The following is a 24,014-nucleotide window of genomic DNA, read 5'->3' as shown; positions in this document are numbered from 1 at the left end:
CATGGACGAGCACCGCGCCATTCCCCTGTGCCCCAGCGGCGCCTTGGTCGACAGCGGCTTGGCCGTTCCGTTCGACGTGGTCTATGCAGGACAGACCTGCCGGGCTTTTGCAATTCGTTACAACGGCCAACCCCACGCCTACCTGAACCGCTGCACGCACGTTCCGATGGAGATGGACTACCAGCCCAACCGTCTGTTCGATGACACCGGCCAGTGGCTGCTGTGCGCCACGCACGGCGCGGCGTACCTGCCGGGCACGGGCGAGTGCGCGGGCGGCCCCTGTCGTGGCGGTCTGGTGAAAATCCCGTTGACGGAAAGCGGTGGTGTGGTGCACTGGCATACTGCCCACCATCTGCAACCCGTCGAGTTCTGAAACCACCGCACCCAGACCCGACGCCGCAGCAGTCAGCGCCGGCTGCCCCGCGCCAGGACCATGATCACATGACGACCGATTCGCAACAGCCCGGCAATTCGGGCTTTGACCCCAAGAGCAACCCTGCGCCCGACCTGTGGGCGCAATCAGCTACAAATTCAGGAGCACCTGTGAGCGACTCATCGCGTGAACCCGGCTGGGAGCGCGCCACGCTGGAAAAGCTGGCGTTTGCCACCCTCAATGAACAGCGCAGCGCACGCCGCTGGAAGATCTTCTTTCGCCTGACCTGGCTGGTGCTGATCGCTGCCATCGCCTTCATGGCGCTGCGCCAGGCGTCTCCCAGCGCGAGCAAGAGCTCGCCGCACACTGCGGTGGTCGACATCAAGGGTGAAATCGCAGCCGGTGCGGAGGCCAGCGCCGAGTTCGTCGTGGCCGCCATGCGCAGCGCCCTGGAAGACGAAGGCTCGCAGGCGCTGGTTCTGCTCATCAACTCGCCGGGTGGCAGCCCCGTGCAGGCCGGCATCATCAACGACGAGATCGTGCGCTTGAAGGCCAAGCACGGCAAGCCGATCTATGCGGTGGTCGAGGAAACCTGTGCTTCCGCCGCCTACTACATTGCCGCTGCGGCGGACGATATCTATGTGGACAAGGCCAGCATCGTGGGCAGCATCGGCGTGCTGATGGACAGCTTCGGCTTTACCGGCACCATGGAAAAGCTGGGCGTGGAGCGCCGTCTGCTCACGGCTGGCGAGAACAAGGGCTTCCTGGACCCCTTCAGCCCGCAGACTGAAAAGCAGCGCGCCTACGCCCAGACCATGCTCGACCAGATCCACCAGCAGTTCATCGCCGTGGTCAAGGAAGGGCGTGGCGACCGCCTCAAGACCACGCCCGACACCTTCAGCGGCCTGTTCTGGACCGGTCAGCAGGCCGTGGAAATGGGCTTGGCCGACAAGCTGGGCAACCTGGACTACGTGGCCCGCGAAGTGGTCAAGGCCGAGGAGGTCATCGACTACACCCGCCGCGACAATGTGGCCGAGCGCCTGGTCAAGCGTTTTGGCGCGGCGATCGGCGTGGGCGCGGTCAAGTCGCTCGCCTGGGCCGGCCCCCAGCTGCGCTGAGCAACCGGGCGCCGTGGCGCCATGGCGCCACTTGGCCGGTGCATCGATCGGTCGTGGGGTGCGCACCGGGGACGCACCGGACCAGCATCCAAGCCTTCCCGCCCCGTGCAACGTCACCGTTGCGCGGGGTCGTTTTTTTGGGGCGGGATGTGTAGTCCAAGTCAGCTGTCGGTGCCTGCCGGTTTGCGCTGGCGGGAGCCGTCTTCCAGGATGATGTCGTCGGCGACCAGCTTGCCCGTGTCGTCCCACTGCTTGCGGGCCGTGAGGCGCGTGCGGCCCCGCGCGTCGAGGGTGGTGGAGTACTGCTCCTCCATCGCCAGGCGGCCGTTGTCGTGGAAGGCCTGCTGCGTGCCCACTGGCCACTGGTCCGCGTTGAGCTGGTCGCGGCGTGCCAGCTTGCCGTCGTCACGGTACATCTCGCGCAGCAGGCGGGCCTGCGGGCCGGTGCCGCTCCAGGTGCTGCGTTCGCGCACGGACCCGTTCAGGTACCAGCGCTCCACCCGCACCTCGCGGCCGCCTTCAAAGTTGCGCTGCTCGATCGGCTGGCCCGACGACCCGTAGCGCCGGGTCGTCAGCAACTCGCCGCGCGTGTCGCGCAAGCTGCGGTCGTCCGGGGTGAAGACCCGTTCCTCGCGCAGCACGCTCTTGCCGCCCTCGGTGTAGAAGCTCCGGTGCACCCGCCGGCCATCCACCACCGACTGCTGGGCGGCGACAAGGCCGTCGCTCGACCATTCGGTGGCACTGAGCACACGGCCCTGGTCGTAGCGCAATTGCGCGGACCGCGCGCCGCTCTCGGCAAAGAGCTCGGTGTCGGTGGCGCCGTCGAAGCCGCAAAGCTTGCGGTCGTCGGGCAGCACGCTGGCGCGCGGGCACAGCAGGCGCATGGGCTGGCTCTTGCTGTTGTATTCCAGGTGAAAGACTTCCTGGCCGTCGCTGTGAAACGACACGCGTTCCAGGCGCCCGGAGGCGTCGTAGCGGCGCACGGCGCCTTGCGTGCGGCCGTTGTCGACGGTCTCTTCGCGGCGCACCTTGCCGTTCGGCCAGAACTCCACCACCCGTCCGTGACTGTTGCCGCGCTCGTTCACCGTGCGCTCGCGCAGCAGCCGGCCCTCGCGGTCGAACATGCGCTCCTGCCCGATGAACCTGCCATTGCGCAGCTCCTGTTCGCGCTGCAGGTGGCCGGTGTCCTCTTCGCGGCAGCGCACCTGGCCCGACTTGCCGGCCAGCTCCGCGCCGTTGGAGACATTGAGGGGCCTGCCATCCAGTTCGCAGCGAATGATCGCGCTGGCGCTCGATGCATAAGCGCTGGCAGCTATCAAAAGTATAGTGAAAGGATGCTTCATGGGGTGGCTCCAGGTGCGCGGCTTTACCGGCCCAGCGCGAACACGACCGGCGTGCGGTTGTCGGGCGCCGCGGGCTGCTGGCGCCACTGGCGCACCAGCTGGCTCTGGATGCGGGCCTCTGGCAGGGTCAGGCCGCTGGCCAGCGCCAGGCGGGTGTGGGGTTGCAGGGTCTGCACCAGGGACTGCCACAGCGCCGCATTGCGGTAGGGCGTCTCGATGAACAGCTGGGTCTGGCCGGTTTTCAGGGCCAGGGTCTCCAGCTCCTTGATGCGCTGGGTGCGCTCCTGCGCGTCCTGCGGCAGGTAGCCCACGAAGGCAAAGTTCTGCCCGTTGAGCCCGCTGGCCGCCAGCGCCAGCAGCAGCGACACCGGCCCGACCAGCGGCACCACGCGAATGGAGAGGTCGTGCGCCGCGCGCACCACGGACGAGCCGGGATCGGCCACGGCGGGCATGCCGGCCTCGCTGACCAGACCCATGTCGTGCCCCGCCAGCGCGGCGGCCAGCAGGGGCCGCGCATCGAACGGTGCCGAGCCTTTGTCGCCGTGGTCGCCCTTCTTGTGCACCTCGCGCGGCAGCTCGGTGATCTGCTGCTGCTGCAGGGGTGCGGCCAGCGGGTGCAGTGCGTCGATGCGCTTGAGGTAGGCGCGGGTGCTCTTGGCGTTCTCGCACACCCAGTGGGTCAGGCGTGCGGCGGTCTGCAGCGTGCTGGCGGGCAGAGCGTCCTGCAGGGGGGCGGTGGTCTCGCAGCCGAAGTCGAGCGGTGCCGGCACCAGGTACAACGTGCCCCTGGCGGTGTTTTGGGGGAGGGAAGCGCCGTCGCTCATGGTAGGGTCAGCCCCGCCGCACGCAGCATGCGGCACGTGCGGATCAGCGGCAGGCCGATGAGGGCTGTGGGGTCGTCGCTGTGGATCGCGTCCAGCAGCGCGATGCCCAGGCCCTCGCTCTTGGCGCTCCCGGCGCAGTCGTAGGGTTGCTCGGCGCGCAGGTAGCGTTCGATCTCAGCGTCGGAAAGGTCGCGGAACTTCACTTCGACCGGTGCCAGCTCGGCTTGCTCGAAGCCCGTGGCGGCGCACACCACCGCCACGGCAGTCTGGAAGACCACGGTGTGCCCGCGCATCTGGCGCAGTTGCTGCACGGCGCGCTCATGCTCGCCGGGCTTGCCCAGCGGCATGCCTGCCAGGTCGGCCACCTGGTCCGAACCGATGACGACGGCCCCGGGGTGCTGCTGCGCCACTGCGCGGGCCTTGGCCAGCGCCAGGCGCAATGCCAGTGCGCGGGGGGCTTCGCCAGGTGCCGGCGTCTCGTCCACATGGGGCGCGGCGACGTCGAAGGGCAGGTTCAACCGCTCGAGCAGTTCTCGCCGGTAGCGCGAGGTCGAGCCCAATACCAGAGGGCGTTGCAGGGGGGGGGATTGATGCATGCGCCGATTCTCTTACACTGCCGCCATGACCAAGGAATTCTCCCCGCAGCGCCTCGACGTGAAAGCCTTTGCACAGGCGGGCGGGCGGTTGTCGGGCCACGATTCGCTGCTCAAATACGAGCGTCTGGCCCAGGAGGCCAAAGGCCTGCACCCCGACCTGATGGTGGACTGGGAAGCCGTGGGCGAGGTCCGCACGGCAATGGGCGGCATGGGGCAGGTGTGGCTGAGCATCAAGGTCACCGCCAGCTTTCCCATGGAATGCCAGCGCTGCATGACGCCCGTGGATGTGCCGCTGGAGGTGGACCGCGAATTCCGCTTCGTCGCCGACGAAGCCACTGCGGAGGCCCTGGATGACGAGAGCGAGGAAGACCTTCTCGCCATGAGCCGCGAGTTCGATCTGCGCGAGCTTATCGAAGACGAATTGCTGATGGCATTGCCGGTGGTGCCCAGGCACGACGAATGCCCCACCTCAGTGCCCATGGCGTCTTCCGACGACGATTTCGAGGACGCCAATGCCGACAAGCCCAATCCCTTTGCGGCCCTGGCGGGCCTGCGCAAGGATGGCAAGGGGCAGTGAACCGACGAGTCCTGGAAAGCGGTCCGCAAGGGTATGGGCAGGCTCGAAAATCATTTGGGTTATAATCGAGGGCTTCACGCGAATCCCCTCGTGTCTTAATGGGCTGATCGCGTATTTACCAACCTATTCAAGACCAGGAGCCATCATGGCCGTTCAGCAAAACAAAAAGTCCCCTTCCAAGCGCGGCATGCACCGCTCGCACAATGCCTTGAATGTGCCAGGCATTGCAGTGGAGCCCACCACCGGTGAGACGCACCTGCGTCACCACATCAGCCCCAACGGTTTCTACCGTGGCCGCCAGGTGCTCAAGAACAAGTCCGAAGCCTGACCTTCGCACCATCCACAGGCCCGTTGCTACAGAAAGCGTAGCGCGGGCCTTTGTTTTGGCTATTGCATTTCCATCGCCGGCCCGCTGGGCCGGCCAGACTAGTCGCCCATGATCACACTGGCTGTTGACTGCATGGGGGGCGACCACGGCCCCCGCGTCACGCTGGCGGCGTGCCGTCAGTTTCTCGACCATCATCCGGATGCCCGCCTCCTGCTCGTCGGCCTGGCGGACAGTCTGCAGTCGTTCTCCCACGAGCGGGCCAGCATCGTTGCTGCCTCGGAAGTGGTCGCCATGGACGACCCCGTGGAAGTGGCTCTGCGCAAGAAGAAGGACTCTTCCATGCGCGTGGCGATTCAGCAGGTCAAGGATGGTGCCGCCGCTGCCGCCGTGTCGGCCGGCAATACCGGCGCGCTGATGGCCATTGCGCGCTACCTTTTGAAGACGCTGGATGGCATCGATCGTCCGGCCATTGCCACCCAGATGCCCAATGCTGCCGGCGGTGCCACCACGGTGCTGGACCTGGGCGCCAATGTGGACTGCTCGGCCGAACACCTGCTGCAGTTCGCGGTCATGGGTTCGGCGCTGGTATCCGCGCTCAAGGAGGGCGGTGAACCGACGGTCGGCCTGCTCAATATTGGCGAAGAAGTCATCAAGGGCAGCGAAGTCATTAAAAAAGCCGGCGAACTCTTGCGATCTGCTGCCAACTCCGGCGATCTGAATTTTTTTGGAAATGTCGAGGGCAATGACATCTTCAAGGGCACGGTGGACATCGTCGTGTGTGACGGATTTGTGGGGAATGTGGCCCTCAAGGCCAGCGAGGGCGTGGCGTCGATGATCATCGGAGCCTTGAAGACCGAGTTCTCTCGCAATATGTTCACCAAAATGGCTGCTATCGTCGCCTATCCGATCCTAAAAGCGCTTATGAAGCGAATGGATTACCGTCGTTACAACGGCGCGGCACTTTTGGGGCTGCGTGGGCTGGTGTTCAAGAGCCATGGATCGGCAGACACAATGGCTTTCGAGCAGGCTTTGAACCGGGCGTATGATGCAGCCCGCAACAACCTGCTCGACCGTGTCCGGACCCGGATTGCGCATGCGGCACCTCTTCTGGCGCCTGCAGATGCCCAGCCCCAGCCTGGCGTAGCGGCGACGACGACACATTGATGAGACGCTACTCCCGCATTACCGGCACCGGCAGCTACCTGCCTCCCCGCAGGCTGACCAACGCCGATCTGGTGGCTGAACTCGGCCAACGCGGCATCGAAACCTCTGACGAATGGATCGTGGAGCGCACCGGCATCCGGGCGCGCCATTTTGCGGCGCCGGATGTGGCCAGCAGCGATCTGGGTCTGGAAGCCGCGCGCAGTGCGTTGCAGGCGGCGGGCTTGCAGCCCACCGACATCGACCTCATCATCGTCGCCACGTCCACGCCGGACATGGTGTTCCCCTCCACCGCCTGCATCCTGCAGAACAAGCTGGGCGCCAATGGTTGCCCGGCGTTTGATGTGCAGGCCGTCTGCAGCGGTTTTGTCTATGCGCTGACGGTGGCAGATGCCATGATCCAGTCCGGTGCCGCCAGTCGCGCGCTGGTGGTCGGCTCCGAGGTGTTCAGCCGCATCCTTGATTTCAACGACCGGACGACCTGCGTGCTGTTCGGCGATGGCGCGGGTGCCGTGGTGCTGGAGGCGTCCGAGACTCCTGGCGTGCTCTCGAGCGACCTGCACGCCGACGGCAAGCATGTCGGCATCCTGTGCGTGCCCGGCAATGTCTCTGGCGGGCAGGTGCTGGGAGACCCGGTGCTGAAGATGGACGGGCAGGCGGTCTTCAAGCTGGCGGTGGGTGTGCTGGAAAAGGCTGCCCATGCGGTGCTGGCCAAGGCGGGCCTCGCCGAAGCCGATATTGATTGGCTGATTCCCCACCAGGCCAACATCCGCATCATGCAAAGCACGGCCAAGAAGCTCAAGCTGCCGATGGACAAGGTGGTGGTCACGGTGGACCAGCACGGCAACACGTCGGCTGCCTCCATCCCTCTGGCGCTCGACCACGGCGTGCGCACGGGACAGGTGAAAAAAGGCCAGACGCTGCTGCTCGAAGGTGTCGGCGGCGGCTTCACCTGGGGCGCGGTGCTCCTGAAGTTATAGCTGTCAGCGCTTTCCAGGAAAGCGCTGGGGCAAGATTTCAATCCTATTTCTGGACTTTTTCATGAAGACTTTTGCATTTGTCTTTCCGGGGCAAGGCTCGCAGTCCGTGGGCATGCTCGACGGCTGGGGTGATCACCCTGTGGTCGCCCAGACCCTGCAGGAGGCCTCGGATGCGCTGGGCGAGAACGTCGGCCAATTGATCAAGGAAGGCCCGAAGGAGGCGCTGGCCCTGACGACCAACACGCAGCCTGTGATGCTGGTGGCGGGCGTGGTGGCGTGGCGCGTCTGGCGCGCCGAGGGCGGCGCCGTTCCGGCGGCTGTGGCCGGGCACTCGCTGGGCGAATATTCGGCGCTGGTGGCTGCGGGTGTGCTCACTCTGGCACAGGCCGCGCCTCTGGTGCGCCTGCGTGCTGCTGCCATGCAAGAGGCCGTGCCGGTGGGCACGGGGGCCATGGCAGCCATCCTGGGCATGGATTCCGCAAGGGTGATCGCGGGTTGTGCCGAGGCGTTGGCTTCGTTTGGTGCGGGCACCTCCGAAGTGGTCGAGGCCGTCAATTTCAACGACCCTATCCAGACGGTGATCGCCGGAACCAAGGCGGGTGTGGACAAGGCCTGCGAAATGCTCAAGGCTGCAGGTGCCAAGCGCGCGCTGCCACTGCCGGTGTCCGCCCCTTTCCATTCCAGCCTGATGAAGCCGGCCGCCGAGAAGCTGCGCCTGGCGCTGGGCGATGTGGCACTGGGAGCCGCCCAGATTCCCGTCCTGAACAACGTGGACGTTGCAGTGCAGCAGGATGCGGATGCGATCCGCGATGCGCTGTACCGACAGGCTTTTGGCCCCGTGCGCTGGGTGGAATGCGTGCACGCGCTCAAGGCGCGCGGCATCACGCACATCATCGAAAGCGGCCCTGGCAAGGTGTTGGCTGGCCTGACCAAGCGCATTGATCCCGAACTGGTGGGCGGTGCGATGTTTGATCCGGCCTCGCTGGCCGAAACCCGGGAGTTGCTGGCATGACGGAATCTTTTTCGACCGCCCAGGTGGCGCTGGTCACGGGCGCATCGCGCGGCATCGGTGCGGCGATTGCTCTCGAACTGGCCGTGCGCGGCTACCAGGTGGTGGGCACCGCCACCACGGACGACGGCGCCCAGCGTATCAGCCAGGCTCTGGCGGCCTATCCGGGCTCGCGCGGCGCCAATCTCAATGTCAACGACGCCGCAGCTGTGGACGCGCTGCTTGACTCCATCGTCAAGCAGCAAGGCGGCCTGCATGTGCTGGTGAACAATGCCGGCATCACCCGCGACACTCTCGCGATGCGTATGAAGGACGACGACTGGGACGCCGTTCTGGATACCAATCTCAAGGCCGTGTTCCGCGTGAGCCGCGCTGCGATCCGCCCGATGATGAAGCAGCGTTTCGGGCGCATCATCAGCATCACGAGTGTGGTGGGCGCCTCCGGCAATCCGGGCCAGGCCAACTACGCTGCAGCCAAGGCTGGCGTGGCCGGCATGACGCGCGCACTGGCTCGCGAGCTGGGTAGCCGCAGCATCACCGTGAACTGCGTGGCGCCGGGATTCATTGAGACAGACATGACCTCGGTGCTGCCTGAAGACCAGCAAAAAGCGCTCAATGCGCAGATCCCGCTGGGCCATATGGGCAAGCCGCAGGACATCGCGCATGCGGTGGCCTACCTCGCTTCGCGCGAAGCGGGTTACGTGACTGGCCAGGAGTTGCATGTCAATGGCGGCATGTACATGTAATTGATGGAAGATAACGCCGGTTCATCCGGACGGCGGGCTGTTTAGGGCTTCTCCTTAAGCAGCTAGAATCGCGGATTCATTCACAACCCCCAGAGGGAAACCATGAGCGATATCGAAGCACGCGTCAAAAAAATCATTGCCGAACAACTCGGTGTGGAAGAGTCCCAGGTCACGAACGAAAAGGCGTTCGTCGCTGACCTCGGCGCTGATTCGCTGGACACGGTGGAGCTGGTGATGGCCCTGGAAGACGAGTTCGGCATCGAGATCCCCGACGAAGACGCGGAGAAGATCACGACGGTGCAGAACGCCATCGACTACGCCAACACCCACCAGAAGGCCTGAGCGGCGCGCACTGCGCCTGACTCAAGCGATCAGCAGAAGGTTTTTCACGCATGAGCCGTCGTCGCGTTGTCGTGACCGGCCTGGGATGCATCAGCCCCGTGGGCAACACGGTGGCGCAGGCCTGGGCCAATCTCCTTGCCGGTCAGTCCGGCATTGACCTCATCACCAAGTTCGACGCGTCGAACTTCGCCTGCAAGATTGCCGGGGAGGTCAAAGGTTTCGACCTGGATTCGTACATCAGCGCCAAGGATGCGCGCGCGATGGACAGTTTCATCCACTTCGGCATTGCCGCCGCTGTGCAGGCCGTGCAGGACGCGGGCCTGCCGACGGGTGAGGCGCTCAGTGAAGAATTGGCCACACGCATCGCCTGCGTGATTGGCTCCGGTATCGGTGGCTTGCCGCTGATCGAAGATACCCATGCCGAACTCACCAGCCGGGGCCCCCGGCGGGTCACGCCGTTCTTCGTGCCGGCGTCCATCATCAACATGGTGGCGGGGCATGTGTCCATGCGCTTTGGCTTCAAGGGGCCGAATCTTGCCGTGGTGACTGCCTGCACAACGGGCTTGCATTGCATCGGCGAGGCGGGCCGCATGATCGAGTACGGTGATGCCGATGTGGTCGTGGCGGGTGGCACCGAGTCCACCGTTTCGCCGCTGGGCATCGGCGGCTTCGCGGCAATGCGTGCACTGTCCACCCGCAATGATGACCCGAAGACGGCCTCGCGTCCCTGGGACAAGGACCGTGATGGTTTTGTGCTGGGCGAGGGCGCCGGGGTGATGGTGCTTGAAGAATACGAGCATGCGAAAGCCCGCGGTGCAAAGATCTATGCTGAGCTGAGCGGCTTTGGCATGAGCGCCGATGCCGGGCACATGACGGCGCCCAACATGGACGGTCCGCGCCGCGCGATGCTCAATGCCCTGCGCAATGCGGGAATGAATGCCGATCAGGTGGACTACCTGAATGCCCACGGTACCTCCACGCCGTTGGGTGACCTCAACGAAACGAACGCCATCAAGGCGGCCCTGGGCGAGCACGCCTACAAGACCGTTGTGAGCTCGACCAAGTCCATGACCGGCCACTTGCTCGGCGGCGCGGGCGGCATCGAAAGCATCTTCACTGTGCTTGCGTTGCACCACCAGAAGGTGCCACCCACGATCAACCTGTTCAACCAGGACCCCGCGTGCGATCTGGATTACTGCGCCAATACGGCCCGTGACATGAAGATCGACGTGGCTGTGAAGAACAACTTTGGCTTTGGCGGAACCAACGGCACGCTGGTCTTCAAGCGGGTCTGAGACTGCCGCTGGCGCCGTGCCGCTAGGCACGCGCCGGTGTGGTGGATTGGATGCTCGCGCTGGAGACTTGGTGCAACACACCGTCGACGGACCCTCGGTCAGGGTCGCTCGGCCAGTGCGGCAGGCCGCTGCCTCGCTTGCAGCTTCGCCTTGGGCGCCCGGTATGGCGTGCGCATCCTCATGAGCAAGCTCGCGCGCAATGCCCCGTCTGTGCGGTATCCGTTTCGGCGCAGCGGGGTGCTGGGGCTATTTCTCCTGGCCGCTGGCCTCTTGGGGGCCGCAGCGCTCGGCGCGTGGTTTGTACAAGGCAGCCGCCTAGTTGCTGCCCCCTGGGTAACTGGGGTGGCCGGCGCATTGTGGCTGGTGGCCGCGGGCTGTGCGCTCCAGTTCTGGCTGACCCAGCCCGCAGGCGTCATCCACTGGGACGGGCAGGCCTGGAGTGTTGTCACGCTGACTGGCCGGGCGCAAGAGGAAACTTGGGCACTTTCCGGCCCACCCGCAGTCTTTCTGGACATGCAGTCCCACTTGTGGGTGCATGTCTTGCCCGCTGGGCGCCGCGGTCTTTGCTTGTGGCTGGAGCGATCGGGCCAGCCAGAGCGTTGGATGGACATGCGCCGTGCGGTATATTCGCGCGCCAAGCCGGGCGTGGACCCTGACGCAATCGCTCCGGCCGGTAGCCGTGGGGCGTGATTTCCAAGTATCAATGACTGCAAATACGCCTTCCCCCTCCGAAGACAGTGATCTCCAACTGGTGGAGCGCGCGGTTGCGGGCGATCAGCGTGCCTACGAGTTGCTGGTCATCAAGTACCAGCGGCGCATCGAGCGGCTGATTGGCCGCATGGTCCGCGATACCGATCTGATCCCGGACATCGCGCAGGAGACCTTCATCCACGCCTACCGGGCGCTGCACCAGTTCCGGGGCGAGGCGCAGTTCTACACCTGGCTGTACCGGATTGCGGTCAATACTGCCAAGAAGGCGCTCATGGATATGAAGCGCAACCCGGTCATCTCGGAGAACGCGCTTCGGGGGAATGACGAGGAAGATGAAACTTCCCGCCTCGGACACGAACTAACCAGCGAAGAAACCCCCGAAACCGTACTCGCTGCGCGAGAAATCGCGCAAGCCGTCAATGCGGCCATGGAGGCATTGCCCGAAGATCTGCGCCAGGCAGTCACGCTGCGCGAGATCGAAGGGCTGAGTTACGACGAGATCGCTCTGGCCATGGGATGCCCCATCGGCACGGTCCGGTCCCGGATTTTTCGGGCGCGGGAGGCCATTTCGGCCCGGGTGCGTCCTTTGCTTGAAAACCAGTCGGGCAAACGGTGGTGAGGTGATGAAATGAACAAGGCTGTAGCAAACATCGAATTGGCGGACCGCTCCGTGGCGGGCGGTATGGACAGACGAGAGCAGTTGTCTGCGATGGCGGACGGGCAGTTGCAGGGCGTGGAGCTGGCTGATGCGCTGGCGTACGCCGGCCGGGACGACGAGGCCATCGCCACGTGGCAGCTTTACCATCTGGTGGGCGACGTTCTGCGCTCGCCTGAACTGGCCCGGCCTGTCGATGACGGGTTCATGAGCCGCCTGCGCACGGAACTAGCGAAGGAGCCTCTGCCTGTCCGGATGCAAGACCCCGTGCAGGTGGCGGTGGTGGCTCCTGCATCCACGGCGGCTGCGAATGCCTCTGTTTTCCGCTGGAAGATGGCCGCAGGATTCGCGTCCCTGGCCGCTGTTGCGGCCATCGGCTGGGCGTCTGTGGAGAGCCTTCAGGCAGGCCCTGGGCAGGCTCCCGCAGGCGCGCAGTTGGCCCAATCCGCAGATCGTGCAGCCGGCGTGCCGGCGGCGCCCGTCGTGGCGGTCGCCGATGCGGAAGGCCAGCAGGTCATGATCCGTGACCCCCGCCTGGATGAGTTGCTGGCCGCACACAAGCAGTTTGGCAGCACCTCGGCTTTGCAAATGCCTGCGGGTTTCTTGCGCAATGCCACTTTCGAGACTCCCAGCCGTTGATTGCACGGCTGTGATCGGCATCAAGGCCACGCGATGAGCCCTTCAGGAGTCGCCGTCATCAGCCCCGTGATGTCTTCGTATCGATGGCTCAGGGTGTCGGCCCTGGCGGCATTGTGTTCGCTGGGAATTTCGTGCGCAGTGAGCGCGCCGCAGGCGGGATCCGCAGCGCCGTCGGCGAGCGAGTCCGCAGCCCCCGCGGACCGCAATGTCGCCCAGTGGATAGAGCGCATGCACCGCGCGCCCTGTGCCAGGCCGTATGTCGGGACTTTTGTGGTCCTGTCCGCCAGCGGTGCCATGGCCAGTTCGCGGATCTGGCAGGCCTGCGACGCCCAGCAGCAGTTGGAGCAGGTAGAGGTCCTGAGCGGCACGCCACGCGTGATCTTCAGACGCAACGACGAGGTTCGGACCTTCTGGCCGCAAACGCGCGTGGTGCGCATGGACCGGCGCGATGCGGCGGGGCTTTTTCCGCGCGTTCCTGCTGTCGACGGGGCGTCCATTTCCCAGTTCTATGTCTCGAAGTTCCTGGGCCACGAGCGGGTGGCTGGCCTGGCCGCCGATGTCGTGTGGTTCAAGCCTCTCGATGGCCTCAGGTTTGGATACCGGTTGTGGAGCGAAAAGGAAACAGGTCTGGTCGTAAAGCTGCAGACACTAGGGCCTGACGGGCGGGTGCTGGAGCAGTCGGCCTTTTCGGAGCTGGACCTTCATGCCGCAGTGCGGGTCGAGCAGCTCTCGCGTCTCATGGATGCCACCTCCGGCTACAAGGTGGTCGCTCCCGCGGTGGTCAGGACAACCGCAAAGGAAGAAGGCTGGGCCTTGCGGCAGCCCGTGGCGGGCTTTGTTCCGGTCAGCTGCCACAAGCGGGCGGTGTCCGCCACTGACGATGCACAGGGGGTGCTGCAGTGCCTCTATTCCGATGGCCTGGCATCGGTGTCATTGTTCATGGAGTCATTCGACGCGCAGCGCCATCCGGCGCAGCCACAGGTCTCCAGCATGGGGGCCACGCAATTGCTGGCCCAGAAGATCGCGCCGGATGTGTGGCTGACTGTGGTCGGCGAAGTGCCCATGCAGACATTGCGCCTCTTTGCGGGGCAGCTCGAGCGCATACGGTGATGCGTCTCCGGCGCTCTGGTAGGGCGCCGCCCCTGCATGCGCTTGCAGGCAAGCGATACAGCCCCTGCGGGGGAACCAATCGGTCGCACACTCTTCACAGTTACATACAGTTGTATTGACGGCATTCGTCATATTTCACGAAAGGTCAAAGATGTCGAAGTTCGATCGAACCGTGCTGCGCTCCTGGGCGCTCGCATCGGTGTTGGTGGGTGTGGCAGGCACGGCAGGGTTGCTGCCGCATGCTGCGATGGCGCAACCTGCCGCCGCCGTGCGAGGTCTTCCCGATTTCACCGATCTGGTGGACCAGGTAGGGCCTTCGGTGGTCAACATCCGCACCGTGGAGAAGGCGTCGAGCCGGGCGGGGGCCAACGGCATGGACGAAGAGATGCTCGAATTTTTCAAGCGTTTCGGCGTGCCCATCCCGAACGTGCCGAGGCAGCAGCGCCCTCAGCGTCCGCAGCAGGAAGAAGAGGCGCAACCACGCGGCGTCGGCTCAGGCTTCATCTTGACGGCCGACGGGTTCGTGATGACCAATGCTCACGTGGTGGAAGGTGCTGACGAAGTCATCGTGACGCTCACGGACAAGCGTGAGTTCAAGGCCAGGATCATCGGTGCAGACAAGCGCACCGACGTCGCCGTGGTGAAGATTGAGGCCACCGGCCTACCGGCAGTCAAGGTGGGTGATCTGAACCGCCTTCGCGTGGGCGAATGGGTGATGGCCATCGGTTCTCCCTTCGGGCTGGAGAATACCGTCACTGCGGGAATCGTGAGCGCCAAGCAGCGCGACACGGGAGACTATCTGCCTTTCATCCAGACCGACGTGGCGATCAATCCGGGCAACTCGGGCGGGCCGCTGATCAACATGCGGGGAGAGGTGGTTGGTATCAACAGCCAGATCTACTCGCGCTCGGGCGGTTTCATGGGCATATCGTTCGCCATTCCCATGGATGAAGCGATCCGCGTGAGTGAGCAACTGCGCGCGACCGGCCGCGTGACGCGCGGCCGTATCGGTGTCCAGATAGGACAGGTCACCCGTGATGTGGCGGAGTCCATCGGCCTGGGCAAGCCGCAGGGGGCTTTGGTGACGGGTGTCGAGGCGGGCTCTCCCGCTGACAAGGCTGGCGTGGAGGCCGGAGACATCATCACGCGCTTTGACGGCAAGGCGATCGACAAGGTCGGGGATCTGCCGCGCCTGGTGGGCAATACCAAGCCGGGCAGCAAGAGCACCGTGACGGTCTTTCGCCGGGGCGCCACGCGCGACCTGGGCATCACCATCGCGGAGATCGAGCCGGACAAGGCTGTGGCGAAGGCGCCGGAGCGCGAGGAAAAACCCAAGGCGTCTGCCGCGGCGCAGCAGGTGGGGCTTGCGGTGACGGAGCTGACCGACGCGCAGAAGAAGGAGCTCAAGATCAAGGGCGGCGTGGTAGTGGCGTCCGCCACCGATGCCGCAGCGCGGGCCGGCCTGCGAGAAGGGGACGTGATCCTGTCGATTGCCAATACGGAGGTCGCAGGTGTGAAGGAGTTCGAAGCCGTTTTGTCGAAGGCTGACAAGGCCAAGCCGATCAACGTGCTGTATCGCCGTGGCGAATGGGCCCAGTACGCGCTGATCCGTCCCGCTCGATAGCCGGCGAAGAGGGCCTTTGTGAAGGGGCTGTGACCGCCCGACATGACCCCTTCGCCGCCAAGCCTTTGGGGATGCGCCACTATTTTTGATAGGCCATCACAAAGTCTTTGGATCGTTTTGAAGTTAGCTTTCGCTCACATGAGTGGCATGCTATCAATCAATTTCGATAGAATATAGGCACCTGTTCAACCTTTAACTGTATATCGAACGGCGCCGGGTTCACGATGCGGGATGGTCGCGTGCAATGCACAGCTGATCCACAGCTCACCCACAAGTTGTTCAGCGTTGCTGATACGTCAACTGTGTATAAGCTGTGTATAAAATTCCTGTTGCACCGTGACAACTCCCCTTGGATGCAGTCGGGCGGGCTTTTTTCGGCGGGCTTTTTGCCTACAATGAAGTTCCAACTATCGCAGTTGCCAATGATTGTTGGTTCAGGGCGCGTCGCCATTCGACGCGCCCTTTTTTCTTGTGTGCGCCGTTTTAATTCAATCACTTGACGTTTTTCGTTGATGAACCACATCAGAAATTTTTCCATCATCGCGCACATCGACCATGGCAAGTCGACGCTTGCGGATCGTTTGATCCAGCGCTGTGGTGGGCTCGCAGAGCGAGACATGGAAGCCCAGGTGCTCGACTCGATGGACATCGAAAAAGAGCGTGGGATAACCATCAAGGCGCAGACCGCGGCGTTGCAGTACAAGGCCCTGGATGGGCAGGTCTACAACCTCAACCTGATCGACACGCCGGGCCACGTTGATTTCTCGTACGAGGTGAGCCGCTCGCTGTCCGCATGTGAAGGTGCGCTGCTCGTTGTCGATGCATCGCAGGGAGTGGAAGCGCAGACGGTGGCCAACTGCTATACGGCGCTGGACCTCGGCGTGGAAGTTGTGCCTGTGCTCAACAAGATGGATCTGCCCAACGCAGATCCCGACAACGCCAAGGCCGAGATCGAAGACGTGATCGGCATCGATGCGACCGATGCCATTCCCTGCTCGGCCAAGACCGGCATGGGCATCGATGAGATCCTCGAAGCCATCGTCGCCAAGGTGCCGGCGCCGCGCGGCAAGGCCGAAGGCCCGCTGCGCGCGATGATCATCGACAGCTGGTTCGACAGCTACGTGGGCGTTGTGATGCTGGTGCGTGTCGTGGATGGCCGCCTGCTCAAGGGCGAGCGCATCAAGATGATGGCCACGGGCGCGGTGTACAACGCGGACAATCTCGGCGTCTTTACGCCCGCCAACGAGCCGCGCGATTCGCTGGATGCGGGCCAGGTGGGCTACATCATCGCGGGGATCAAGGAACTGCAGGCCGCGAAGGTGGGCGACACCATCACGCTGGAAAAGAAGCTGCCCAATAACGCAGGCCCTGCAGCCGAGGCGCTGCCCGGTTTCAAGGAAATCCAGCCCCAGGTGTTCGCGGGCCTGTACCCCACCGAAGCCAGCGAGTACGACTCGCTGCGCGATGCGCTCGAAAAACTCAAGCTCAACGATGCGTCGCTGCATTACGAGCCTGAGGTGAGCCAGGCGCTGGGCTTTGGATTTCGCTGCGGCTTCCTGGGCCTGCTGCACATGGAGATCGTGCAGGAACGTCTCGAGCGCGAGTTCGACCAGGACCTCATCACCACTGCGCCCAGCGTGGTCTACCAGGTGGTCAAGGCCGACGGCGAGATCATCATGGTCGAGAACCCCTCCAAGATGCCCGACCAGGGCCGGCTGGAAGAGGTCAGAGAGCCCATCGTCACGGTGCATCTGTACATGCCCCAGGACTACGTTGGCCCTGTGATGACGCTGGCCAATCAGAAGCGGGGCGTTCAGATCAACATGGCTTACCACGGCCGCCAGGTGATGCTGACGTACGACATGCCGCTCGGCGAAATCGTGCTCGACTTCTTCGACAAGCTCAAGTCGGTATCGCGCGGCTACGCCTCGATGGACTACGAGTTCAAGGAGTACCGCCCGTCCGACGTGGTCAAGGTGGACATCCTGCTCAACGGCGAGAAGGTGGACGCCCTGTCGATCATCGTCCACCGCTCGCAATCGCAGTACCGCGGCCGTGCCGTGGTGGGCAAGATGCGCGAGATCATCAGCCGTCAGATGTACGACGTGGCCATTCAGGCGGCCATCGGCGCCAACATCATCGCGCGCGAAACCATCAAGGCGCTGCGCAAGAACGTGCTGGCAAAATGCTACGGCGGTGACATCACCCGCAAGCGCAAGCTCCTTGAGAAGCAGAAGGCAGGCAAGAAACGCATGAAACAAATCGGATCGGTCGAAGTGCCCCAAGAGGCTTTCCTGGCCATTTTGCAGGTGGAAGATTGATGCTTCAGTTCATGCAGATCCTCACCTCCGCGGTGCTGGCCGTGTTTGCCGGCTACATCGGTGCCTGGTACTTTGGTGCCATCGAAGGAAACTTCGCCCTGCTGCTGTTTCTCGCGACGGTGGTGACGGGCGCCTATTGGCTTGCAGAACGGTTCTATTTCCTGCCGCAGCGCCGGCGTGCGGCCCAGGCGGTGGAGGACGCTGCAATCGAGCGTCGGGCCGAACTCGATCGCATGGGCATCCAGAAAGTGGACCTGGATGTCCAGGAGGCCAAGGGCCGCCTGCTCATGCAGCCATGGTGGCTCGATTGGACTGCGGGCCTGTTTCCCGTCATCGTTGTCGTCTTCCTGCTGCGCTCCTTCCTGTTCGAGCCCTTCAAGATCCCCTCCGGATCGATGATCCCCACGCTGCTAGTGGGCGACCTGATCCTGGTGAACAAGTTCACCTATGGTGTGCGTCTGCCGGTGATCCATACCAAGATCATCGAAGGCAACAAGCCCGAGCGCGGTGACGTGCTCGTGTTCCGCTATCCGCCGCAGCCCAGCCTGGACTACATCAAGCGGGTGGTGGGCGTGCCGGGAGACGAGGTGGCCTACCTGAACAAGCGCCTGACGATCAACGGCAAGGCCGTGGACACGAAGGCCATGCCCGACTTCTTCGAAGAAGATTCGATGCGCTACTTCAAGCAGTTCGAAGAACAGCTTGGCGATCACCCGCACCGCTTGCTCAACAACCCGGATGTTCCGGCGTTCATACAGGGCGCTTCCAACTTTGCGAACCGCCAGAACTGCCGCTACAGTGTCGAAGGCGTCGTCTGCAAGGTCCCCGAGGGGCACTACTTCATGATGGGTGACAACCGGGACAACTCCCTGGACTCGCGTTACTGGGGTTTCGTGCCGGAAGGCAACATTGTCGGCCGGGCCTTTTTCGTGTGGATGAATTTCGGTAATCTCAAGCGCATCGGTTCGTTCAAGTGACGGCCAAGCGGCTCAACACCAACTGAGGGGGAAACAACAATGCGTCGCAACCAATCCGTGAGCCGCTCTCGCCAGCGCGGGCTGTCGTTCATCGGCGTGATCTTCATTGGGCTGATCGCAGTCGCTGCATTTGCGATCGGCGGCCAATCCGTTCCCATCTTTCTGGAGTACCAGGCCATCGGCAAGGCGGCAGGCAAGGCTGCCAGAGAGGGCTCGACCGTGGCTGACATCCGCAATGTCTACGAGCGTGCAGCGGCCATCGACAACATCAGCTCCGTGCAGGCCAAGGACCTTGAGATCACCAAGCGCGGTGACAAGACCGTGGTTTCCTTCAAGTACTCCCGCGAAATCGCCCTGGCGGGCCCGGCGTTTCTTGTCTACCGCTTTGAAGGACAGACCAAGTAGTGCATCCAGGCCTTCAATCGCTGCAGGCTCGCCTGCAGCATGTTTTTTCCAATCCGGCGCTTCTGCAGCGCGCCACGACACACCGAAGTTTCTCGGCCGACCACAACGAGCGCCTTGAATTCCTGGGGGACTCCGTCCTGAACCTGGCAGTCGCCAGCCTGCTGTATCAGCGACTGGCAGACCTGCCTGAGGGCGATCTCTCACGTGTCAGGGCGAATCTCGTCAAGCAGGACACTCTCCACCAGCTCGCGCTGCACCTGAAGGTACCCGAGGTGCTGCGCCTGGGCGAGGGCGAAGCCAAATCCGGCGGCCAGCAGCGTCCGTCCATCCTTGCCGATGCCCTGGAGGCTCTCATCGGGGCCGTTTATCTGGATGCGGGTTATTCAGCCGCCGAAGCGCTGGTGCACCGGCTTTTTCAGGGCGTCGAAATCAACCCCCAGATGCAGGCGGCGTCCAAGGATGCCAAAACCGCGTTGCAGGAGTGGCTCCAGGGTCGCAAAATGAAGCTGCCGCAGTACAAGGTGGTGGCGACGGTGGGCGCGGCCCACCGCCAGACCTTCGACGTCGAGTGCGACATCCCAGAACTCTCCCTGACCGAGCGCGGCATCGGCGGATCGCGCCGGGCGGGCGAGCAGGCAGCTGCTGCGGCCATGCTGGCCACATTGAAAGCAAAGAATCTATGAACAACGACGCAACCAAGGATGTGGCCGGTGAAGAAGACGGCGCCCCGGGCGCCGGTGTCCAGAACGATCTCGAGGCCATGCTGGCGGCGGCCAGGGCCCCAGCGGCCGTGGAGGGCCAGCGCTGCGGGGTGATCGCCATCGTGGGCAAGCCCAATGTCGGCAAGTCCACGTTGCTCAACGCGCTGGTGGGCCAGAAGATCAGTATTACCTCCCGCAAGGCTCAGACCACGCGCCACCGCATCACCGGCATCCGCACGCGCGAACTCACGCAGTTCATCTTCGTCGATACGCCCGGTTTTCAGACACGCCACGCCACCGCGCTCAACAAGTCCCTGAACAAGACCGTGATGGGCGCCATCGGCGACGTGGACCTGATCCTCTTCGTGGTGGAAGCCGGCAACTTCACGCTGGCAGATGCCAAGGTGCTGTCGCTGTTCAAGCCGGGCATCCCCACGCTGCTGGTGGCCAACAAGCTCGACATGGTGCACCGCCGCGCGGAGATCGCGCCCTGGCTCAAGAGCATGCAGGAACGCCATCCGTTTGCCGAGTTCGTGCCCATGTCGGCCAAGAACAAGGGCGATATCGAGCGCCTCTTCGGCATCTGCGCGAAGTACCTCCCCGAGCAGGGCTGGTGGTATGCCGAAGACGAGTTGACCGACCGCAGCGAGAAATTCCTGGCCTCCGAAACCGTGCGCGAGAAGCTGTTCCGTTTCACCGGCGACGAGTTGCCCTACACCTCCACCGTCGTCATCGACAAGTTCGAGGAAGAAGCGAGCAAACAGCACAAGCGCTTGGTGAAGATCGCCGCGACGATCGTGGTGGAGCGCGACAACCACAAGATGATGGTCATTGGCGACAAGGGCGAGCGCTTGAAGCGCATCGGCACCGAGGCTCGGCAGGAGCTTGAAAAGCTGATGGATGCCAAGGTATTCCTTGAACTGTGGGTCAAGGTGCGCTCGGGTTGGGCCGATGACGAGGCGCGCGTGCGCTCCTTCGGATACGAGTGATCGCCTTTTTGTGGCTGCCGCCAAGCGCATCACCGATGAACCCGCTTTCGTGCTGCACAGCTACGACTGGAGCGAGTCCAGCCTGATCCTGGAGGTTTTCTGCCGCCGGCAGGGCCGCGTGGCCCTGGTGGCCAAGGGGGCCAAGAAGCCCACCTCCAACTTCCGCCCTGTACTGCTGCCGCTGCAGCCCCTGCTGCTCACCTACACCCTGTCGGGCGACGGCAGCGCGGACATCCATGCGCTCAAGGGCGCAGAATGGGTGGGCGGACATGTCATGCCGACCGGCGATGCCTTGCTCTCCGGGCTGTACCTCAACGAGTTGCTGCTGCGCCTGCTGGCACGCGCCGATCCGCACACGGCCTTGTTCGATGCCTATGGCGGCGTGGTGCGGGTGCTGGCCAGCGAGCACGGCGATGCCCTCGAGCCCGTGCTGCGCAGCTTCGAGTTGCTGCTGCTGCGCGAGATCGGCCTCCTGCCCAGCCTGGATGCCCAGACCATGACGCTGGCCCCCCTTGATCCCGCCGTCCGCTACACACTGGTGGCCGAGGGCGGTTTGCGCGCCGCGTCATCGGCGGACCGCGCCGGGCTGCAGGGCCACCAATGGCAGGCGCTGCAGCGCGCGCTGGACGACAATGCCGCCAGCTACACCGCCACGCTGCGCGCCTGCGCACCCGTGGCTACCGAGCTCAAACCCCAGCTGCGCGCCGTGCTGCAATACCATTGCGGCAGCCCGACGCTGCGCACCCGCCAGCTCATGATCGACTTGCAGGCCCTATGAACCAGCCATCCAACGCTTCGCATCCGACCACCGCCCTCTCGGTCAACGTCAACAAGGTTGCCCTGCTGCGCAATACCCGGCACCTGGGCATTCCCAGCGTCGCCCGTGCGGCCGAGCTGTGCCTGCAGGCGGGGGCGCAGGGCATCACGGTGCACCCCCGGCCCGACGAGCGGCACATCCGCGGCCACGACGTGTTCGAGCTGGCGGCCCTGATGAAAGGCTGGCCGGACCGCGAGTACAACATCGAGGGCAATCCGTCCCAGAACCTCATGGAGTTCATCCGCCGGGTACGCCCGCACCAGGCGACCTTCGTGCCGGACAGTGAAGACCAGTTCACCAGCGACCATGGCTGGAGCTTTCCCCAGGATGCCGAGCGCCTTGGGCCCCTGATCGCCGAATGCAAGGCGCTGGGCGTTCGCGTGAGTCTCTTCATGGACCCGGTGCCCGGGCAAATGGCCGCCGCCAAGGCCGCAGGCGCGGACCGCGTCGAGCTGTACACCGAGCCCTATGCCGCAGCCTGGGACACGCCGCAGCAAGGCGAGCAGCTGGCGCGCTACCGCGATGCCGCGCAGGCAGCGCTTGATGCCGGCCTGGGGGTCAATGCGGGGCATGACCTGAACCGCGACAACCTGGGCGCCTTCGTGCGCGATGTGCCGGGTGTGCTGGAGGTCTCCATCGGCCACGCCCTGGTTGCCGACGCGCTGGAACTGGGCTACGCAGCGACGGTGCACGCGTACCTGGAATGCATCCGCGGCGGCGTTCGCGCCAAGGCCTGATGCTCCTGATTGAATAGCGGCTGGCGCTTTGCAGGCAAGCTTCAGCGGCGTATTGAACACCAGAAAATCCATGATCTACGGCATTGGCACAGACATCTGCGACGTGCGCCGCATCGCGGCCAGCCTGGAGCGCCACGGCGAGCGCTTCGCCCACAAGGTGCTCGCCGATGGCGAACTGGCGACCTGGCGCGAGCGCAGCAGCCGCTGGCCCGACCGGGGCCTGCGTTACCTTGCGACCCGGTTTTCTGCCAAGGAAGCCTTCAGCAAGGCCATTGGCCTCGGGATGCGCATGCCCATGACCTGGCGCCACTGCGAAGTGGCCAAGCTGCCCACCGGCCAGCCGGTGATCGTCCTGCATGGCGCGCTCAAGGAGTGGTTCGAAGCGCGCGGCCTGACTGCGCACCTGAGCGTCACCGATGAAACCGACTACGCAGCCAGCTTTTGCGTGGTGGAAAAACTTCAAGACAAATCGGCCTCTGGCGCTTGACCAATAAGCGCTGGCAGCTATTGTTTGCATAGCAATTCAATTCACTATTGAAACCATGACCGAACACGCTCCCCTGATCCTCGATGTGGCTGGCAAAGAACTCACCGATGCCGACCGCCGCCGTTTGGCGCATCCTCTGACCGGCGGTGTCATCCTCTTTTCCCGCAACTGGGAAGACCGGGTCCAACTGCTGCAGCTCACCAGCAGCATCAAGGCCGTGCGCGATGATCTGCTGATCTGCGTGGACCACGAAGGTGGCCGCGTGCAGCGCTTTCGCACCGATGGTTTCACGCACGTGCCGCCCATGCGGGCCTTGGGTGAGCTGTGGATGAAGGATGCCCTGGCAGCCACCAACGCCGCCACCGCCTGCGGCTACGTGCTGGGCGCGGAGCTGCGCGCCTGCGGCGTGGATTTTTCGTTCACCCCCGTCCTGGATCTGGACCATGGCGAGAGCGGCGTCATCGGCGACCGCGCCTTCCACCGCGACCCGCGCGTGGCCGCTCTGCTGGCCAAGAGCCTCATGCACGGCCTCCTGCAGGCCGGCATGGCCAACTGCGGCAAACACTTTCCGGGGCACGGCTTCGTCAAGGCCGACTCGCACACCGAAGTGCCCATCGACAGGCGCAGCCTGAAGGCCATCCTGGCGGACGACGCGGCGCCGTACCCCTGGCTCAGCACCACGCTCACCAGCGTGATGCCGGCCCATGTGATCTACCCCAAGGTGGACAGCCGTCCCGCAGGCTTTTCGCAGCGCTGGCTGCAAGACATCCTGCGGCGGCAAATGCGGTTTGACGGCGCCATTTTCAGCGATGACCTCAGCATGGAGGGCGCGCGGCGCCTGGATGGCCAGCTGGTCGGCTACACCGATGCAGCCATCGCCGCGCTGGCTGCGGGATGCGATATGGTGCTGCTGTGCAACCAGAGCATCGGCGATGGCCGCGCCGTGGACGAGCTTATCGACGGACTGGAAAAGGCACAGGCCCAGGGGCTCTGGCAGCCCAGCGTGGACAGCGAGTCGCGCCGCGTGGCGCTGCTGCCCGAAACTTTGCCCCAGCCGTGGGATGAGCTGATGCTGCAGCCCGCATACATGCAGGCGCTGGATTTGCTGCCCTGAGGGGCCCTCCGTCGAGCCAGTGTGGTGGCTGGACG

General features: G+C 64.1%; 26 protein-coding genes. 23 read left to right on the top strand and 3 right to left on the bottom strand.

Annotation, left to right across the window (positions count from 1 at the left end; all coding sequences use genetic code 11):
- Position 1 precedes the first annotated feature (1 nt).
- Together KW835_RS00985 and KW835_RS00980 are read left to right on the top strand one after the other, a co-directional pair.
- Positions 2–373 (top strand): Rieske 2Fe-2S domain-containing protein, encoded by a 372-nt coding sequence (locus tag KW835_RS00985; RefSeq protein ID WP_218380417.1) that lies wholly within the window; start codon positions 2–4, stop codon positions 371–373.
- 68 nt (positions 374–441) lie between these two features.
- Positions 442–1,491, top strand: coding sequence for a S49 family peptidase (locus KW835_RS00980; protein ID WP_218380416.1), 1,050 nt, complete (start codon positions 442–444; stop codon positions 1,489–1,491).
- 161 nt (positions 1,492–1,652) lie between these two features.
- On the opposite strand, the gene KW835_RS00975 is transcribed toward KW835_RS00980, so the two are convergent.
- The 3 genes from KW835_RS00975 to KW835_RS00965 are packed head-to-tail and all read right to left on the bottom strand — an operon-like array spanning position 1,653 to position 4,254.
- The gene (locus KW835_RS00975; protein WP_255593172.1) at positions 1,653–2,834 is read right to left on the bottom strand and encodes a toxin-antitoxin system YwqK family antitoxin; all 1,182 of its coding nucleotides are present in this window, start codon (positions 2,832–2,834) and stop codon (positions 1,653–1,655) included.
- Between the two features lie 23 nt (positions 2,835–2,857).
- Entirely contained in the window at positions 2,858–3,658 is an 801-nt protein-coding gene (locus KW835_RS00970) for an SAM-dependent methyltransferase (RefSeq protein ID WP_218380415.1), read from the bottom strand.
- Positions 3,655–4,254: a Maf family nucleotide pyrophosphatase gene (locus KW835_RS00965; RefSeq protein WP_218380414.1), complete on the bottom strand. Its 600-nt coding sequence runs from the start codon at positions 4,252–4,254 to the stop codon at positions 3,655–3,657. Before KW835_RS00965 ends, KW835_RS00970 begins: the two co-directional genes overlap by 4 nt.
- A 25-nt stretch (positions 4,255–4,279) precedes the next feature.
- Here KW835_RS00965 and KW835_RS00960 point away from each other — a divergent pair, with 25 nt between their 5' ends.
- The 21 genes from KW835_RS00960 (at position 4,280) to nagZ (ending at position 23,979) form a co-directional block, all read left to right on the top strand.
- Positions 4,280–4,831 (top strand): DUF177 domain-containing protein, encoded by a 552-nt coding sequence (locus tag KW835_RS00960; protein WP_218380413.1) that lies wholly within the window; start codon positions 4,280–4,282, stop codon positions 4,829–4,831.
- A 145-nt stretch (positions 4,832–4,976) separates the two neighbouring features.
- Positions 4,977–5,159: a 50S ribosomal protein L32 gene (gene rpmF, locus KW835_RS00955; RefSeq protein ID WP_005794249.1), complete on the top strand. Its 183-nt coding sequence runs from the start codon at positions 4,977–4,979 to the stop codon at positions 5,157–5,159.
- A 108-nt stretch (positions 5,160–5,267) separates the two neighbouring features.
- Positions 5,268–6,323, top strand: coding sequence for a phosphate acyltransferase PlsX (gene plsX, locus KW835_RS00950; protein ID WP_218380412.1), 1,056 nt, complete (start codon positions 5,268–5,270; stop codon positions 6,321–6,323).
- Positions 6,323–7,300, top strand: a complete 978-nt coding sequence (locus tag KW835_RS00945) for a beta-ketoacyl-ACP synthase III (protein WP_218380411.1) — start codon at positions 6,323–6,325, stop codon at positions 7,298–7,300. The genes plsX and KW835_RS00945 overlap by 1 nt, the downstream gene beginning before the upstream one ends.
- A 61-nt stretch (positions 7,301–7,361) precedes the next feature.
- Entirely contained in the window at positions 7,362–8,312 is a 951-nt protein-coding gene (gene fabD, locus KW835_RS00940) for an ACP S-malonyltransferase (protein ID WP_218380410.1), read from the top strand.
- Positions 8,309–9,055, top strand: a complete 747-nt coding sequence (fabG, locus tag KW835_RS00935) for a 3-oxoacyl-ACP reductase FabG (RefSeq protein ID WP_218380409.1) — start codon at positions 8,309–8,311, stop codon at positions 9,053–9,055. The genes fabD and fabG overlap by 4 nt, the downstream gene beginning before the upstream one ends.
- Before the next feature lie 102 nt (positions 9,056–9,157).
- A complete protein-coding gene (acpP, locus tag KW835_RS00930; RefSeq protein WP_003058049.1) occupies positions 9,158–9,397 on the top strand; it encodes an acyl carrier protein in 240 nt (79 codons plus the stop codon).
- Between the two features lie 50 nt (positions 9,398–9,447).
- Positions 9,448–10,692 (top strand): beta-ketoacyl-ACP synthase II, encoded by a 1,245-nt coding sequence (gene fabF, locus KW835_RS00925; protein ID WP_218380408.1) that lies wholly within the window; start codon positions 9,448–9,450, stop codon positions 10,690–10,692.
- Between the two features lie 703 nt (positions 10,693–11,395).
- Positions 11,396–12,022, top strand: coding sequence for an RNA polymerase sigma factor RpoE (rpoE, locus tag KW835_RS00920; protein WP_218380407.1), 627 nt, complete (start codon positions 11,396–11,398; stop codon positions 12,020–12,022).
- Positions 12,023–12,031: 9 nt separating this feature from the next.
- Positions 12,032–12,697 carry a sigma-E factor negative regulatory protein gene (locus tag KW835_RS00915; RefSeq protein ID WP_218380406.1) on the top strand — a complete coding sequence of 222 codons (666 nt, stop codon included), beginning with the start codon at positions 12,032–12,034 and terminating at the stop codon, positions 12,695–12,697.
- Positions 12,698–12,730: 33 nt separating this feature from the next.
- Positions 12,731–13,807, top strand: coding sequence for a MucB/RseB C-terminal domain-containing protein (locus KW835_RS00910; RefSeq protein ID WP_255593171.1), 1,077 nt, complete (start codon positions 12,731–12,733; stop codon positions 13,805–13,807).
- A 151-nt stretch (positions 13,808–13,958) separates the two neighbouring features.
- Positions 13,959–15,431 carry a Do family serine endopeptidase gene (locus KW835_RS00905; protein ID WP_218380405.1) on the top strand — a complete coding sequence of 491 codons (1,473 nt, stop codon included), beginning with the start codon at positions 13,959–13,961 and terminating at the stop codon, positions 15,429–15,431.
- A gap of 512 nt (positions 15,432–15,943) precedes the next feature.
- On the top strand, positions 15,944–17,752 hold the full coding sequence (gene lepA, locus KW835_RS00900; protein ID WP_218380404.1) for a translation elongation factor 4: 1,809 nt from the start codon (positions 15,944–15,946) through the stop codon (positions 17,750–17,752).
- Positions 17,752–18,729, top strand: coding sequence for a signal peptidase I (gene lepB, locus KW835_RS00895; protein WP_218380403.1), 978 nt, complete (start codon positions 17,752–17,754; stop codon positions 18,727–18,729). Before lepA ends, lepB begins: the two co-directional genes overlap by 1 nt.
- 39 nt (positions 18,730–18,768) lie before the next feature.
- Complete coding sequence (locus KW835_RS00890; RefSeq protein WP_218380402.1) at positions 18,769–19,134, top strand: DUF4845 domain-containing protein; 366 nt, start codon at positions 18,769–18,771, stop codon at positions 19,132–19,134.
- Complete coding sequence (gene rnc, locus KW835_RS00885; RefSeq protein WP_218380401.1) at positions 19,134–19,817, top strand: ribonuclease III; 684 nt, start codon at positions 19,134–19,136, stop codon at positions 19,815–19,817. The genes KW835_RS00890 and rnc overlap by 1 nt, the downstream gene beginning before the upstream one ends.
- Positions 19,814–20,824 (top strand): GTPase Era, encoded by a 1,011-nt coding sequence (gene era / locus KW835_RS00880; RefSeq protein ID WP_218380400.1) that lies wholly within the window; start codon positions 19,814–19,816, stop codon positions 20,822–20,824. Before rnc ends, era begins: the two co-directional genes overlap by 4 nt.
- A 10-nt stretch (positions 20,825–20,834) precedes the next feature.
- Entirely contained in the window at positions 20,835–21,602 is a 768-nt protein-coding gene (gene recO / locus KW835_RS00875) for a DNA repair protein RecO (RefSeq protein WP_218380399.1), read from the top strand.
- The gene (locus KW835_RS00870; protein ID WP_218380398.1) at positions 21,599–22,378 is read left to right on the top strand and encodes a pyridoxine 5'-phosphate synthase; all 780 of its coding nucleotides are present in this window, start codon (positions 21,599–21,601) and stop codon (positions 22,376–22,378) included. The genes recO and KW835_RS00870 overlap by 4 nt, the downstream gene beginning before the upstream one ends.
- 70 nt (positions 22,379–22,448) lie before the next feature.
- Entirely contained in the window at positions 22,449–22,865 is a 417-nt protein-coding gene (gene acpS / locus KW835_RS00865; protein WP_218380397.1) for a holo-ACP synthase, read from the top strand.
- A gap of 55 nt (positions 22,866–22,920) precedes the next feature.
- On the top strand, positions 22,921–23,979 hold the full coding sequence (nagZ, locus tag KW835_RS00860) for a beta-N-acetylhexosaminidase (protein WP_218380396.1): 1,059 nt from the start codon (positions 22,921–22,923) through the stop codon (positions 23,977–23,979).
- Positions 23,980–24,014: the final 35 nt, after the last annotated feature.

This window comes from Acidovorax sp. sic0104, assembly GCF_019219095.1.
Taxonomy (GTDB): domain Bacteria; phylum Pseudomonadota; class Gammaproteobacteria; order Burkholderiales; family Burkholderiaceae_C; genus Acidovorax.
Note: the sequence above shows the minus strand (reverse complement) of the source record. Positions and strands in the feature narration are given on the sequence as shown.